At 63.0% G+C, this 14103-nt stretch carries 17 protein-coding genes; 11 read left to right on the top strand and 6 right to left on the bottom strand.

The annotated features are described in order from the left end of the window. The first annotated feature begins 70 nt into the window (after nucleotides 1-70). Nucleotides 71-1144: an amidohydrolase family protein gene (locus RHPLAN_RS26270; protein WP_237179919.1), complete on the top strand. Its 1074-nt coding sequence runs from the start codon at nucleotides 71-73 to the stop codon at nucleotides 1142-1144. Between the two features lie 106 nt (nucleotides 1145-1250). Beyond that, nucleotides 1251-1916, top strand: coding sequence for a lectin (locus RHPLAN_RS26265; RefSeq protein ID WP_068024273.1), 666 nt, complete (start codon nucleotides 1251-1253; stop codon nucleotides 1914-1916). A gap of 58 nt (nucleotides 1917-1974) precedes the next feature. On the opposite strand, the gene RHPLAN_RS26260 is transcribed toward RHPLAN_RS26265, so the two are convergent. After that, on the bottom strand, nucleotides 1975-2835 hold the full coding sequence (locus tag RHPLAN_RS26260) for a DMT family transporter (RefSeq protein ID WP_157100495.1): 861 nt from the start codon (nucleotides 2833-2835) through the stop codon (nucleotides 1975-1977). Nucleotides 2836-3259: 424 nt separating this feature from the next. On the opposite strand from RHPLAN_RS26260, the gene RHPLAN_RS26255 reads away from it, so the two are divergent. From RHPLAN_RS26255 to RHPLAN_RS26240, 4 genes are all read left to right on the top strand, one after another. Next, nucleotides 3260-3517: a PilZ domain-containing protein gene (locus tag RHPLAN_RS26255; protein WP_068024268.1), complete on the top strand. Its 258-nt coding sequence runs from the start codon at nucleotides 3260-3262 to the stop codon at nucleotides 3515-3517. A 90-nt stretch (nucleotides 3518-3607) separates the two neighbouring features. After that, nucleotides 3608-4315 carry a glutathione S-transferase gene (locus RHPLAN_RS26250; RefSeq protein ID WP_068024266.1) on the top strand — a complete coding sequence of 236 codons (708 nt, stop codon included), beginning with the start codon at nucleotides 3608-3610 and terminating at the stop codon, nucleotides 4313-4315. Between the two features lie 79 nt (nucleotides 4316-4394). Beyond that, nucleotides 4395-4808, top strand: coding sequence for a hypothetical protein (locus RHPLAN_RS26245; RefSeq protein ID WP_157100494.1), 414 nt, complete (start codon nucleotides 4395-4397; stop codon nucleotides 4806-4808). 157 nt (nucleotides 4809-4965) lie between these two features. Continuing rightward, the gene (locus tag RHPLAN_RS26240; RefSeq protein WP_068024260.1) at nucleotides 4966-5370 is read left to right on the top strand and encodes a hypothetical protein; all 405 of its coding nucleotides are present in this window, start codon (nucleotides 4966-4968) and stop codon (nucleotides 5368-5370) included. Between the two features lie 90 nt (nucleotides 5371-5460). Here the strand turns inward: RHPLAN_RS26240 and RHPLAN_RS26235 are convergent, their stop codons facing one another. Further along, entirely contained in the window at nucleotides 5461-5736 is a 276-nt protein-coding gene (locus tag RHPLAN_RS26235) for a hypothetical protein (protein WP_068024257.1), read from the bottom strand. A 118-nt stretch (nucleotides 5737-5854) separates the two neighbouring features. Continuing rightward, nucleotides 5855-6421, bottom strand: coding sequence for an SET domain-containing protein (locus RHPLAN_RS26230; protein WP_198164497.1), 567 nt, complete (start codon nucleotides 6419-6421; stop codon nucleotides 5855-5857). Nucleotides 6422-6535: 114 nt separating this feature from the next. Between RHPLAN_RS26230 and RHPLAN_RS26225 the strand changes: the two genes are divergently transcribed. Continuing rightward, nucleotides 6536-7060, top strand: coding sequence for a GNAT family N-acetyltransferase (locus RHPLAN_RS26225; RefSeq protein WP_068024255.1), 525 nt, complete (start codon nucleotides 6536-6538; stop codon nucleotides 7058-7060). Nucleotides 7061-7267: 207 nt separating this feature from the next. Here RHPLAN_RS26225 and RHPLAN_RS26220 read toward each other — a convergent pair whose 3' ends face one another. Next, nucleotides 7268-8221: a Bug family tripartite tricarboxylate transporter substrate binding protein gene (locus RHPLAN_RS26220; protein ID WP_198164496.1), complete on the bottom strand. Its 954-nt coding sequence runs from the start codon at nucleotides 8219-8221 to the stop codon at nucleotides 7268-7270. Nucleotides 8222-8351: 130 nt separating this feature from the next. Here RHPLAN_RS26220 and RHPLAN_RS26215 point away from each other — a divergent pair, with 130 nt between their 5' ends. Both RHPLAN_RS26215 and RHPLAN_RS26210 read left to right on the top strand, forming a co-directional pair. After that, on the top strand, nucleotides 8352-9320 hold the full coding sequence (locus tag RHPLAN_RS26215) for a Bug family tripartite tricarboxylate transporter substrate binding protein (protein ID WP_068024249.1): 969 nt from the start codon (nucleotides 8352-8354) through the stop codon (nucleotides 9318-9320). 99 nt (nucleotides 9321-9419) lie between these two features. Beyond that, nucleotides 9420-9767 (top strand): hypothetical protein, encoded by a 348-nt coding sequence (locus tag RHPLAN_RS26210; protein ID WP_068024246.1) that lies wholly within the window; start codon nucleotides 9420-9422, stop codon nucleotides 9765-9767. A gap of 192 nt (nucleotides 9768-9959) precedes the next feature. On the opposite strand, the gene RHPLAN_RS26205 is transcribed toward RHPLAN_RS26210, so the two are convergent. Further along, a complete protein-coding gene (locus RHPLAN_RS26205) occupies nucleotides 9960-10244 on the bottom strand; it encodes a hypothetical protein (protein ID WP_068024243.1) in 285 nt (94 codons plus the stop codon). Nucleotides 10245-10260: 16 nt separating this feature from the next. Beyond that, the gene (locus RHPLAN_RS38570) at nucleotides 10261-11601 is read right to left on the bottom strand and encodes a GmrSD restriction endonuclease domain-containing protein (RefSeq protein ID WP_084245569.1); all 1341 of its coding nucleotides are present in this window, start codon (nucleotides 11599-11601) and stop codon (nucleotides 10261-10263) included. Nucleotides 11602-11698: 97 nt separating this feature from the next. Between RHPLAN_RS38570 and RHPLAN_RS26195 the strand changes: the two genes are divergently transcribed. Both RHPLAN_RS26195 and RHPLAN_RS26190 read left to right on the top strand, forming a co-directional pair. After that, nucleotides 11699-13339 carry a fumarate hydratase gene (locus tag RHPLAN_RS26195; RefSeq protein ID WP_068024237.1) on the top strand — a complete coding sequence of 547 codons (1641 nt, stop codon included), beginning with the start codon at nucleotides 11699-11701 and terminating at the stop codon, nucleotides 13337-13339. Nucleotides 13340-13811: 472 nt separating this feature from the next. Next, entirely contained in the window at nucleotides 13812-14057 is a 246-nt protein-coding gene (locus tag RHPLAN_RS26190; RefSeq protein ID WP_068024234.1) for a GCG_CRPN prefix-to-repeats domain-containing protein, read from the top strand. Nucleotides 14058-14103: the final 46 nt, after the last annotated feature.

Raw genomic sequence — 14103 nt, 5'->3', positions numbered from 1 at the left:
GCAACTCAGGCGGTCACGTCAAAAGCCTGACACGCCAAAAACAGATACTCAAAACAATGGGAGGATGCCGATGTTTTTCCACAACTGCCCCGCTTGCGGCGATCGCGGCCTGTCACGCCGTGGCTTCATGGCCGGCCTTGCGGCCACCACCGCCGCTGCGGCGCTCGGCGCCCCGGCGGTCCACGCCCAGGGCGCCAAGACGCTGATCGACACCCACCATCACTTCTATCCGCCGTCCTATCTGCAGATGCAGAAGGACTACGAGAGCAAGCGCAACATCCCGCCTTATCCCGGTGTGTTCGACTGGACGCCGGCGAAGGCCATCGAGAACATGGACAAGAACGGCATCCGCACCGCCGTGATCTCGCTCGCCTCGACGCCGGGGCTGTGGTTCGACACCGGCGCCGACGAGGCCGCGAAGATCGTCCGGGTCTGCCAGGACTTTGCCGCCGAGATGCGCCGCGATCATCCGGGCCGTTTCGGCATCTTCGCGCCGCTGTCGATGATGAATGTCGACGTGACGCTGAAAGAGATCGAATACGCCTTCGACACGCTGAAGGTCGACGGCATCAACTTCCAGTCCAACTACGGCGACAAGTGGCTCGGCGATGCGATGTACAAGCCGGTGCTGGAGGAGCTCAACAAGCGGAAGGCGGTTTGTTACGTGCATCCGCTGGTCGCAGCCTGCTGCGGACGCCTGAGCGTCGGCGCGTTCCCAGCGGTGATCGAGGTGCCGCACGACACCACGCGCACGGTGACGAGCCTGCTGCTCAGCGGCGGGTTCAAAAACTATCCCGACATCAAGTGGATATTCTCGCACGCCGGCGGAACGATCCCGATGCTGGCCGGACGGATCGCGGCCTTCTACGACAACATCCCGAAGTTCAAGGAGTTGTTCCCGAACGGCGCCATGGCCGAACTGGCCAAGCTGCACTACGACACCGCCAATGCCACCTCGGTCCCGGCGATGGCCGCGCTGCTCAAGCTCGTGCCGGTGTCGCAGGTCACCTACGGCACCGACTGGCCGTATTTCGCGCTCGACCAGTACAAGGACCTGGCGAAGCTCGGTCTCTCGGCCGCCGACGTGCAGGCGATCGAAAGCGGCAATGCAACGCGGCTGATCCCGAAGCTGAAGGCCGCCTGAGGCGGCGGGCCATCGCAAAAAACCGGCGGGCGGGGGACGACTTCAGCCCGCCGGATGTTCTTACTGTATCCGGCTCGGTGTTGGGCCGACGATGGGAGGTACCTCGATGAAAATGCGATCGATGATTCTGACTTCGGTGGGTTTGATGGCAGCGGGCCTCGTTGCGCCGGCGCAGGCGCAGCAGGCCAACAGCATGACGTTCTTCGTCACGAGCGCGGGCCCGGGCAAGGGCGCCGACCTCGGCGGTCTTGCCGGCGCCGACGCCCAATGCGGCAAGCTCGCACAGGCCGCGGGCAGCACCGGCAAGACCTGGCATGCCTATCTCAGCACCCAGGGCGCGAACGCCGTGAACGCCCGCGATCGCATCGGCAAGGGTCCGTGGACCAACGCCAAGGGCGCGGTGGTGGCCAAGAGCGTGGACGACCTGCACAGCGACGCCAACAACATCACCAAGCAGACCAACCTCAGCGAGAAGGGCGACGTCATCAACGGCCGCGGCGACACGCCGAACCGCCACGACATGCTCACCGGCTCGACGATGGAAGGCCGCGCCTTCCCGGCCGGCGAAGACCGCACCTGCAACAATTGGACGAGCAGCACCGCTGGCTCCGCGATGCTCGGCCATTCCGACCGACAGGGATTGAAAGACGACGTGCCGTCGAAGTCGTGGAATTCGTCGCATCCGTCGCGCGGGCCGGACGGCGGCTGCTCGCAGAACGATCTCAAGAGCACCGGCGGTGACGGCTTGTTCTACTGCTTCGCGGTGAACTGAGCGAAGCGCCGAACGCATCGCGGGATTGAACATGGCCGGGCCAAAACCCGGCCATGCTTCATTCCGGCGGCTCGGCTGGCACCGGCGGCAACCGCCGCCGCTTCCGCGCCTCGTGCCAGATCAGGAACAGGCCCGAACTCACCAGGATTGCCGAACCGACCAGCAATCCGACGGTCGGCTCGTCGCCCCACCAGGCGTAGCCGAACATCATCGCCCACAGCAGCGACAGATACTGGAACGGCGTCACCGCCGAGGTCGGCGCAAGGTGGATCGCGCGCGTCCACCAGTATTGTCCCAGCATGTTGGCGATGCCGTTGGCGACGATCATCGGCATGTCGCTCAAGGCCGGCGTCTTGAACGCGAATGGCAGCGTCAGTCCGTTGAACAGCGTGAGCCACATCAGCTGATACACTGTCAGCGTGCGGGCCGACTCGGTCTTGGTCATGCCGCGCACACCGGCCGTGACCGTGCCGAACAGAATCGCATTGCCGAGCGCGTACAACGCACCGATCTGGAACGTGTCGGCGCCTGGATTGGTCACGATCAGCACGCCGACGAAGCCGATCAGCAGGACCGCCCAGCGGACGGGTCCGACCGGCTCTTTCAGGAAAAACAGCGAGGCCAGCGTGGCAAACAACGGCGCCGAGAAATTGATCGCCGTGGCGCTGGCGAGCGGCATCATCGTGAAGGCGATCAGCAGCAGGCTCTGCGAGGTGAACTGCGACATCGACCGCAGCACGTGCGCCACAGGCTTGCGGGTGTAGAACAGCGAAATGCCGGAGGTCGGCAGCGCGAAAGCCGAGAATATAACGAACGACACCAGCACACGGCTGAACAGCACCTCGCCGACCGGGTAGGTCTGGGCTAGATACTTCGACGCCGCGCTGGAAAACGAAAAGATCGCGCCCGCGCTGATCATGAGAAGGATCGCGCGCGGGATGTTCTCCTGCCTCCCGGACGATTCGGGCGCAGGCGGATCTGCATTCGGTGTGGCGGTCACAATCCGGGAATTGGTCTTGAGCGTTTCGGTATGGTTCTTGATTGGAGCGATGGTTACCACGCGCGCGGTTCAACCGGCAGCCGCATTGTGGAGGAACCGCCTTCCCGCGTGCATGGGGGCTCCGCGCCGCATGCGCATCACGCCCGCGCGAGCCCAGATTCGACGCCATTTCGATGGTTAAGCGAATGTTAGCGGCACGTCCGAGGATTCGGCGAACGCGCGCAATTTCCCTCAAGTTTTACCCAATACAGAAATCTCCAGGCCCGGCATGGGAATGCGCCGGGCGCCACACGAGCGGGCGGCGACAGAACGCCGCCGCCCGAAATCGCCACTCAGGTTCGCCATGCACAAGGATTTCAGGAAAGCCGTTCGGTCGCCGGTGGGCAAGAAGGCCTGGATCCGTTTCGACGACGGGTTCTCGGTCCGGGAATGCCGTCTCGTGGACATGTCGGCTGGCGGCGTTCGCATCCAGGTCCGGGCGCCCTACGACGTCGCCACGCAGTTCAGCCTCTTGATGACCCGCAACGCGTCGCCCGGCCGGCGTTGCCGGGTCAAATGGCGTCAGGGCCTGGAAATCGGCGCCGAGTTTGCCAGACAGTAGATCGGCATCCCCTCGGAACATCGAAGGCCTTCAAGATTTTTGCGTTCGGCCCCGGCGCGCTAAGCTCGCCCGGCGCAGGCGGAGGCTTTGATGCGATACGAGCTCTATTATTGGCCGGAAATCCAGGGGCGCGGCGAATTCGTCCGGCTGGCGCTGGAGGAGGCGGGGGCAACCTACGTCGACGTGGCGCGACGGCGCGGCTACGGCGCGGGCGCGATGATGAAGATGATGGAAAGCGGCGGACGGCAGCCTTTCGCGCCGCCGTTTCTGAAGGCCGGCAAGCTCGTGATCGCCCAGGTCGCGCTGATCCTGCAGTATCTCGGGCCGAAGCTGCGGCTGGTGCCGCGAAGCGAAGCCGACCGGCTGTGGGCGCATCAGCTGCAACTCACCGTCACCGACTTCGTGCTCGAGGTTCACAACACCCACCACCCGCTCTCGAGCCAGCTTTATTACGAAGATCAGAAGCTCGCGGCGAAGCGCTACACGCAGGAGTTCTGGCGGCACCGGGTGCCGAAGTTTCTCGGCTATTTCGAGGAGATCGTTCAGAAGAGCCGCGGGCCTTACGTGTTCGGCCGCAGGCTGAGCTATGTCGATCTCAGCCTGTTTCAGATCGTCGCCGGGCTGCGCTACGCGTTTCCCAGGCGCATGAAGCGCTTCGAGAAGCAGATCCCGCGGCTCGTCGCGCTGCACGACCACGTCGCCGAACGGCCGCGTATCGCCGCGTATCTGCAATCCGAGCGGCGCATTCCGTTCAACGAATGGGGCGTCTTCCGCGCCTACAAGGAGCTCGACGGCTGAACGCCGTCCGCCCGCGATGAACCGAAACCGGTCGGGCTCCGACTAAAAGCCAAAGGGCGCTTTGTCGGAGATCTCTGCCGTGTTGATTCGATCGTCCTCGGCTTTACTGGGGCTTTCTCTCGCCGTCGGCGTTTGCTCGCAGGCCTTCGCCGTAACGCCCGAAGTGCCGGACGGACAGGAGCCGCCAGCCGAGAAATCCGAGAAGCCGTCGGACACGAAAAAAGAAGAGCCCAAGTGCGTCACCAACCAGACCGGCTTCAAGCAGGTTGGCGACAAGCCGGTCTTCGAGGTCGCGCTCGAGAACTCCTGCGACGTGCGGCTCAAATGCACGATCGACATTTACGTGCTCGGTGCCAAGGGACCGGTGCAAGGCCACACCACGATGGTGCTCGGGCCTGCGGCCAAAGGGCAGACCACGCGCAAGGTCTATGCGCTGAAGGTTAAGAGCGCCGGCGGCATGGCCAACATGTCGCAAGAGTGCAAGAAGCTCTGAGCACGTTGCGCGATCCCAGCATTTGCGGGACTTCTCGATCCTTGTCGGTTTAACCATGCCGGGAGGAAGCGGGTGCATTTGCGCCCGCTGAATTCTATTTTTTGGATCTCTCAGCAGATGCGGCACGTTGAGGGGGCACAGGCGAGGTTTTTTGACGATGAAAGCGCTTTCGATTCTGCCGGCCGCGACGGCCGCCATTCTGGCATTGAGCGTCTCCGTGGCGTCGAGCCAGGAGGTCTGCCTCAAGGGCTATCAGGCTTGCATGGACACCTGCGCGTCCAAGGTGCAGGCGCAGATGCAGGACGCCTGCTTCCAGAACTGCCAGACCAACAACAACATGTGCTCGGACCGCGTGTTCGGCTCGCGCAACGGCGCGGTCGTCAACGTGCCGGCCACGGCCGCCGCTCCGCCGGCGCAGGCCAAGGATGCGATGGCGAAGGACGCCACGGCAAAGAAAGAGCCGCGCACCAGCGCCCGTGAGGCCAAGAAGCTGCAGAAGAAGGACGATGCTCCGGCGCCCGCCGCCGAGCAGCCCAAGAAGGACGCGGCTCCGTCCAAGTGATCGCTTAGGCGATCGTCAAAGTCTTCGCCTGATTCGATACGACGGCCGCCGCCTTGCGGTGGCCGTCGCTCTTTGCGTTGAGCGGCGCTGCTAACGCACCATCCGCCACAGAAGCAGCACGACCAGCGCGCCGACGGCGGCGCCGATCAGCTGCATCGCGCCGGTGCCGAGCCGCAGCATGATCTCCAGATGATAGCCGATGAACGCGCCGGCGATGCCGACCAGCGCGCCGGTGATCATGGCATTGCCGCCGCCGGTCACCTGCCGGGCGAACCAGCCGCGGCCGCCGAAACGGTCGAACACCACGCCGATCACGGCGCCGATCAACAGGACCAGGAAGAAGGTGGTGGTCGGGTCGAAGCGCATGGGCGCTCCCGGCAGCGCCGGGCCTCCTGCAATGGCTCGAACGAAATGCGCAAAAGAACAAAGTGCGCAAAGTCGGCAGGATAATGCGCTTGAGGGAACGTGGTTCCCTTGAGATCGGCTAACGCTTCTTGCCGCGCTTGGCCTTGCGCCGCGGCGACTTTGTCTTGGCCTTGGCTTTGGTCTTGGACGCGGGCTTCGCGCCGACGATGCCCGAGCGCTTGCGAATCGCTTTCTTGCGCAGCAGAGCCCGCTTCACCTTCCGGCGATAGCCTCGCTGCCGCTCGGCGCGGCGCTCGCGGCACTTCTCGCAAAGGCAGCGCGACTTGGTGATGAAGGCTTCGAAATAGTCCTTGCCGTAGTCGACCGTGATCTCGTCTTCCGGCTTGATCTTCTTCCGGGCGATATAGACGATCACGCCGCCGCGACGCTCGATTGCCTCGACATTCGGCCGGCAGGAGTGATTGACGTAGCGGGCGTGATTCCGGCGTGACGAGCCGTCGATGGTCCAGCGCGAGTTGATCTCGAACATATAGCGCGAGCCGCGCGCTTCGAGCCGCTCGGCTTCTGCGTTCGCGAGCTTCCGTCCGCGATACGTGGCGACGTATTCGCGCTTCCGGTAGGGCTGCACTGCGAACAGGCCGAGTCCCGTGCGAGAGCGGCCGATGCGATATTTTCCTTCAGGCACGGCGATGGGATTTAGAGAAAAATCGAACAACTCGCCAGCGCTTTTTGCGGGCAGTGGACAACATTCATCGACTTGGATGCTTGCGCCGACAGTGCGAACGCGTAGAAGGCGGACATGAGCGGTGGGCAGCACATCGACGAGCGCGATCGGCCGTGGCGGCCGATGTCGGCTGACGATCTCGTGGCCGTCCATGCGCTCTCGATGCGCGTGCATCCGAATTATCCCGAGCGGGCCGAGGTGCTGGCCGAGAAATTCAGGCTTTTTCCTGCGGGTTGCTTCGTCTTGCAAACAGGCGGCAACGTTGCCGGCTATTGTTTTTCGCACCCGTGGAGCAAAGGCACGGTGCCGGCGCTCGACAGCCTGCTCGGCGCGCTGCCCGTCACGCCGACGACATATTACGTTCATGATCTGACGCTCGACGAAGCGTTGCGCGGGCAAGGGCAGGGCCGCGCGATCGTGCCGCTGCTGTTGAAGGCCGCGCAATCGTCAGGCCTGGCGCACCTGTCGCTCGTGGCGGTGAACCGCCGGGGGCCGTTCTGGCAGGCCGCCGGATTTACGCGCACCGCCGACGAATCACTTCAGGCTGCGGCGCGGGCGAAATACGATTCGGACGCCGTGCACATGGAGCGGGTGCTTTAGAGCACTCTCTTCTCTTCAAGCAAGCGCCCTCTATCTCCGTCATCCTGAGGCGCGAGCGCAGCGAGCCTCGAAGGATGAACGGCCCGGCTGTTGCAGCAACGTGGCCGTCGCCCTTCGAGGGCCGCGCAATGCGCGGCCACCTCAGGGTGACGGGGAGAGAGCACCAGGCTGACTCACTTCAGATAGCTGAGCTTAGCGGCCAGCCCCTCAGTTCGGCTCGATCTTGGCGGCTTTCACGGCTTCGCCGACCACCGCGACCTCCTTGTTGAAGAACGCCTGGGTCTCGGCCGCGCTGCGGTTGTCGGGGATGTAGCCGTCGCGCTGCATGACTGAGGACACCGACGGCACCTGAAGCGCTTCGCGCACCGCGGCGTTGAGCTTGTCGGCGATGGCATCGGGCGTCTTGCCGGGCGCAAAGAACATGCCCCACGACCCCATCGGCTGATAGCCGGGCAGGAGATCCTTCATCAGCGGCACGTTGGGAAATTCCGCGAAGGGCTTGGTGCCGGTGAAGGCCAGCGCGCGGACGCGTCCCTCCTTGACCAAACCGAGGACCGAGGGCGGGGTCACGAACATCACCTCGATGCTGCCGCTGAGCAGCGCCGTCACCACCTCGGACGAGCCCTTGTAGGGCACATGCTGCATGGTGATGCCGGCCTTGATGCTGAAGGCTTCGGCGGCGAGATGCAGGATGTTGCCGACGCCGGGCGAACCATAGAGCACGCGCGTCTCCTTGGCGTGCTTGATGAACTCCGGCACGGTTTTGATCGGCGACTTGGCGTCGACCAGCATCAGCATGCCGTCGAGGATACCGGAGGTGGCAATGGCGCGAAGATCGGTCAGCGTGTCGTAGCCGAGGTTCTTGTAGATGTGCGGCGTCGGCGAGATCGACGAACTCGAGAACAGCAGGTTGAGCCCGTCGGGCTGTGCGGTCGCGACCGTGCGCGCCGCGATGGTGCCGTTCGCGCCGGTCTTGTTCTCGATATAGAACGACTGGTTGAAATGGGTGGCGAGCTGCTGCGCGATGGTGCGGGCCTGGATGTCCGGGCCGCTGCCGGCGGCAAAGCCGACCAGCACGCGCACCGGGCTTGCGGGATACTGCTGCGCCTGCGCCGTGGCGCCCGTGAGCAGCAGCAATAAAGAGATGAAAGCCCGAAGCATGCACATCCTCCCATCGCAATACTGTTTTGCGTGAAGCCTAGCACTGCGGCGCTGTGGTTTGCGATGGCGCGTTTGCGGCTCTCCCATTCCGCGCTAGTCTCGGTGCAACAAAAGACTTCGGGAGGGATGGATGGTCGTGCGGATCCTGATCGCGGCGCTGATCGCGTGCGCGGCGCTTGCGAACAACGCGCAGGCACAAGACTGGCCGACCAAGCCGATCCGGATCGTCACGGGCTTTGCGGCCGGCGGCATCGGAGATCTTGGCGCGCGGCTGCTCGCCGAGCACATCACGCGCACGACCGGTCAGCAGGCCGTGGTCGAGAACCGCACCGGCGCGGCCGGCACGCTCGGCATGGACGTGGTGGCCAAAGCGCCGCCCGACGGCACCACGCTCGGCCTCGTGCTCAACGGCAACCTCGTCATCAATCCGTTCATCCAGAAGCAGATGCCGTTCGACGCACTGAGGGACCTCATTCCCGTCGCGGCGATCGGCGAGGCGCCGCAGATGATCGCGCTGTCGACCGAGGTGCCGGCGAAGACCTTCAAGGAGTTCCAGGCGCTGGCGAAGGCCAAGCCCGGCACCTATTCGTACGGCTCGGCGGGCGTGGGTTCGCTGCCGCATCTGTCGGTCGCCGAATTCGCGCGCCTGGCCGGCATCGAGCTCATCCACGTGCCCTATCGCGGCAATGCGCCGGCCATGACCGATCTCATCGCCGGGCGCATTCAGCTCAGCTCCAGCTCGATCGGCCAGTTTCGCGGCGCCATCGACGCCGGGAAAATCCGCCTGCTGCTGACCGCCACGAAAGAGCGCCTGCCGTATCTGCCGGACGTGCCGTCATCGGCCGAGGCGGGGCTTCCCGGTTATCTGATGAGCGTCTGGATCGGCGTCGTCGCGCCGGCCGGCACGCCTGCGCCGATGCTCGACCGCATTCACGCCGTCACCCAGGACATGCTGAAGGATCAGGCGGCGCGCACCGCCATGAGCGGCGCGGGTCTCGATCCGATGGTGATGAGCCGTGCGGCGTTCGCCGATTTCGTGAAGGCCGAATATGTGCGCTGGGAGGGCATCGTTGCGAATGCCGGCGTGGTGAAGGAATAGGGCGCGTTGAACCTCGGCGCGTCCCCGCGCGACCAAATGGGGCGCCCAACACGGGCGCGCATTCATTCGTGCCCGGATTGACGGGTCAGGGGTTCATTCATGATCCGTTCCGCCAAGCTTTTCGCCGGCGCCGCGCTGGCCGTTTCGTTTCTTGCGCCCGCGACGCTGAGTGCGTCCGCCGAGACGCTGTTCAAGATCATCACTGTGAAGGACGACATCGTGATCGGCCTGAACGATGCCGAGCTGAAGGAGCTTGGCGGCGACGCCGGCGGCATCGCCAAGGCGATCGCCTCGAAGGGCTCGCTCACCGTGTGGCAATACGGCGTGCAGCGCGGCAAGGACGGCGACAGCGAGGTCGGCCCGCGCCAGAAGATCGGCGTGCTGGCGAATGCCTCGCTCCGCGTCGAGCCCTACAAGCAGCCGTTCAAGGTGCTGCCGCACGAGTAGTTTTCTCGCGCCTCACTCTGACATTTTCCCCGCCTCACCCTGAGGAGCGGTCCGGCGGACCGCGTCTCGAAGGGCGAGGCGGCCTCGCTGTTGCAACGGCCGGGCGGCCCCATGGTTCGAGACGCATTGCTTCGCAATGCTCCTCACCATGAGGCCGGGATGGAGCAATGTTCGTCGAGAAGGACGCGGCGGCTACATCGGCCGATGCCGGTCCGCGACCGGCGCCGCACGGACTCCGGCCCACGGATCGTTCGTCGGCTTCTTGTTCGGAATCTTCTTCAGCGTCTCTCTGTATTTGTACTCGATCTCCTGCTCGCGCATGTCCTGTGCGGTGAGCGGCCGCTCGTAACCCGGCGAGAGGCCGAAGCTGTAGTTGTTGGCGCCCTCCGGCAGGCCAGAAGCGATCGGCGTGATCTGGGCGTGGGCAGAGCCCCCAATCAGATAAAAGAGGGAGAAAACTGCAATTAGAATGCGCACTATTAAGCGCAACATATTATGCGGCCAGTCTGTAGATTTTTTTGCGCCTATTGCCCTTAGATGAATTGTGCTCGCGACACATCAGCGCTGCATTATCCAATTGGCTGCGGCCGCCCCTGCTATGTGGATTTACGTGGTCAATTGTGAAATCGTCCCAAGTGAGAATTCGATTGCATTTTGGGTATCGACAAGTTCGATTGACGGAAGTGTTCCAAAGAATTCGTCGTTGCTCCGCCGAGAAGCCACGCTGAGAGTCCTTTATTGCAAATAGGCTTCGTAAAATGCTTGAGAGAATTTGTTCGCGTTTGCGTCGCTGGCTTACATCGTCTGTCATCTGCGAAACGGTTAGTAGATAGTCGCGGTAGATTTCTTGGCCCGGATGAGAACCCTTGAGACGGCGTTGTTGTTCGCGGACTTCATCCACGTTGGTCGCGAATGCCTGTAGCAGGTTCCAGGCTAATTGATTACGTCGGCGATCAGTGAGAATCAGACCTTCTTGCTCAAATTTCCCAACTAAGACCGCCAAAGTGTAGAAGTCTGTTACACGTTTAAGACGTGTCGTTCTGAATTGGGGGAGCATCCGTTTAACTCGTTTCAGAGTTGTGGTGACCAGACGCGATGCTTTTGCGATTTGCCGCCCGTCGAACGAAGTTGTCTTCATTACGCGATCAAGCGCCGTTTTTTTGTTCAGAACGTCGCCTTGTGTAAGTGAAAGCATTAGCTCGCTAATCAATTCAACATGCTTCATGCGGCTAATCTGGCCCGTGCTGAAAATTCCATTGTCCAGAAAATAGCCCTCGAATCGCCTCGCGATCCGTGATGCTTCTCGCAAGAAGGGGCTGTTGTAGTATTTGGCGTGACGTTTCTCTTGTTGTGTGAGGGCTTTTCCCGTCGAATTAATACGGACAAACACTTCGATGATGTCGCCGAGTTCGCCATCGACTTCTATCACCGGAAATTCGTAGCCAAGTATCCTGTGATGAAGACCTTTTCGGTTAAGAAGTTTCCAGTCGATTGTTTCCGCGGGGTCCGAATCGTCGGTGCCCGGCAATTGCGATTTTGTCGCAAATCGTCCGCGCATTCGTCCGGTGAACATCAGGATGGATTCAAGTCGTTGTTTGCCGTCTATGACGTCAAACACGAGTTCGCCGTCCTCGTGCCGCCGATATAGGAAAATCGCTGGGATGGGGTAGTTTCGTAATATGCTGTCAATCAGCTTCGCTCGATCGCGTTCTTTCCAAACCGATTGTCGTTGAAAGCCGGGATCGAGATTTAAGTTGCCGCCTTCGAATAGATTGCATAGATCGAGAACGCTCTTTGTTGTGGTTTTGTGCGTAATTGAAACCCCGGTCGCCATGATCGTCAGCCCTCATCCGCTGGTCTTTGTATTGCAACCAGCAGTATGCGGTGATGTTCGTGCGATGCAAAGAGCCGAATTCCCTTAGGAGAGGCCTATGAACGCACCCACCCAAATCGTCCCGCCGTACCGTCACACCCCGCTGTTCCCGCTGGGCAAGGACACCACCACCTACCGGAAAATCTCCTCCGAGGGGGTGCGGGTCGAGAAGGTGATGGGCAAGGACGTGCTGGTGGTGTCGCGCGAGGCCATGCGGCTCCTGTCCGAGGCTGCGTTCATGGACATCAACCACCTGCTGCGTCCCGGCCACCTCGAAAGCCTGAAGAAGATCGTCGAGGACCCGGAAGCCTCCGACAACGACAAGTTCGTGGCCTTCGACTTCCTCAAGAATGCCAACATCGCGGCCGGCGGCGTGCTGCCGATGTGCCAGGACACCGGCACCGCGATCATCATGGGCAAGAAGGGGCGGCTGGTCTTCACCGACGGCGAGGATGAAGGCGCGCTCGCCGAGGGTGCGCGCGATGCCTACCTCAAGCGCAACCTTCGTTATTCGCAGCTCGCGCCGATCTCCATGTTCGAGGAGAAGAACACCGCCAACAACATGCCGGCGCAGGTCGAGATCTATGCCGACGGCGAAGACGCCTACAAGTTCCTGTTCATCGCCAAGGGCGGCGGTTCGGCCAACAAGGCCTTCCTGTTCCAGGCGACGCCGTCGATCCTGACCCACGACCGCATGGTGGCGTTCCTGAAGGAGAAGGTGCTGACGCTCGGCACCGCGGCGTGCCCGCCGTATCACCTCGCCATCGTCATCGGCGGCACCTCGGCCGAGCTGACGATGAAGACCGTCAAGCTCGCCTCGACCAAGTATCTCGACAGCCTGCCGACGCAGGGCTCGGAGGACGGCCACGCCTTCCGCGACCTCGCGATGGAGCAGGAGGTCTTGAAGATGACGCAGTCGCTCGGCGTCGGCGCTCAGTTCGGCGGCAAGTATTTCTGTCACGACGTGCGCGTCATCCGGCTGCCGCGCCACGGCGCGTCGCTGCCCATCGGTCTTGGCGTGTCGTGCTCGGCCGACCGCCAGGCGCTCGGCAAGATCACCAAGGACGGCGTGTTCCTGGAAGAGCTCGAGCACAATCCGGCAAAGTACCTGCCCGAGGTGAAGACCGAGAAGCTCGGCGGCGAGGTGGTGAAGATCGACCTCAACAAGCCAATGAAGGAGATCCTCGCGCAGCTCACCCGGTATCCGATCAAGACACGGCTGTCGCTGACCGGCCCGATGGTCGTGGCGCGCGATCTGGCGCACGCCAAACTGCGCGAGCGCCTGGAGAGCGGCAAGGGCCTGCCGGACTACTTCAAGAACCATCCGGTGTATTACGCCGGTCCCGCCAAGACGCCGGCCGGCTACGCCTCGGGCGCGTTCGGGCCGACCACCGCGGGACGCATGGACTCATTCGTTGCCGACTTCCAGAAGGCCGGCGGCTCCATGGTGATGCTCGCCAAGGGCAACCGCTCGCCGGCCGTGACCGCGGCCTGCAAGCAGTATGGCGGCTTCTATCTCGGCTCGATCGGCGGTGTCGCCGCGAACCTCGCCGAACACTGCATCAAGAAGGTCGAGGTCGTGGAATATCCCGAACTCGGCATGGAGGCGATCTGGCGGATCGAGGTCGTGGATTTCCCGGCCTTCATCGTCGTCGACGACAAGGGCAACGACTTCTTCAAGGAGCTCAATCTGTCCTGAAGCTCCGTCCGTCGAGACTGAACGGCTCTGAAGCGGCGCGTGGCGGAAACCCACGCGCCGCTTGTGCATTAGCGCCCTTGTGCGCAAGAGCCGCGCGCTGCCGTGGCGAAAGGAAGCTGGACGGTGCGCTTCCATGGCCGCAAGCAAGCCGACCTGCCATGCGCTGAGCACTCGCGCCCGAGCTGAAGCGGCGTCCCGGACCGTCGCTGCCGCTCGCCGCATTGCAGCAAGGGGTCGTCGACTGCTGTCGCGTTACCGCACTCTCAAACGCAAGCGCCGCTGACGACGGCAGTGCAGCAACGGGCGCGACGCATTTTGTGTTCGCCATCACACCACTGACAGATGCTGAACCTATACTGAACGCGGCGTTGCGCGATGTTGCGCTGCGCGCCCAGAATCTGCCACTGACGGCAGGTCCACTGGTATCGTGTGTGGTGGCGACAATTTTACTGACCCCCCCAAGGAGGACTGCATGCTCAAGAGACTCTCGACCCTGGTTGCCGCGGGCGCGTTCGTCGCGCTGCTTGCTCCGGCCGCACAGGCGTTCACGCCGGCCCCGCTGACCGCTTCGCCCGATACCATCCTCGTCGCCCAAGGCTGCGGCCCGGGCTTCCATCGCGGCCCCTATGGCCGCTGCCGTCCGAATGGTTATGTCGTCGCTCCGGTCTGCCGCCGCGTGTGGGTCGCGGGCGCTGGCTGGCGCCGCGTCTGCCGCTGATCGGCTGAAATGCGAAGCCCTCCCGTCGCGATTGCGGCGGGAGGGC

The sequence above is a fragment of the Rhodoplanes sp. Z2-YC6860 genome, assembly GCF_001579845.1.
Taxonomy (GTDB): domain Bacteria; phylum Pseudomonadota; class Alphaproteobacteria; order Rhizobiales; family Xanthobacteraceae; genus Z2-YC6860.
This window is presented reverse-complemented; position numbering and strand designations above follow the sequence as displayed.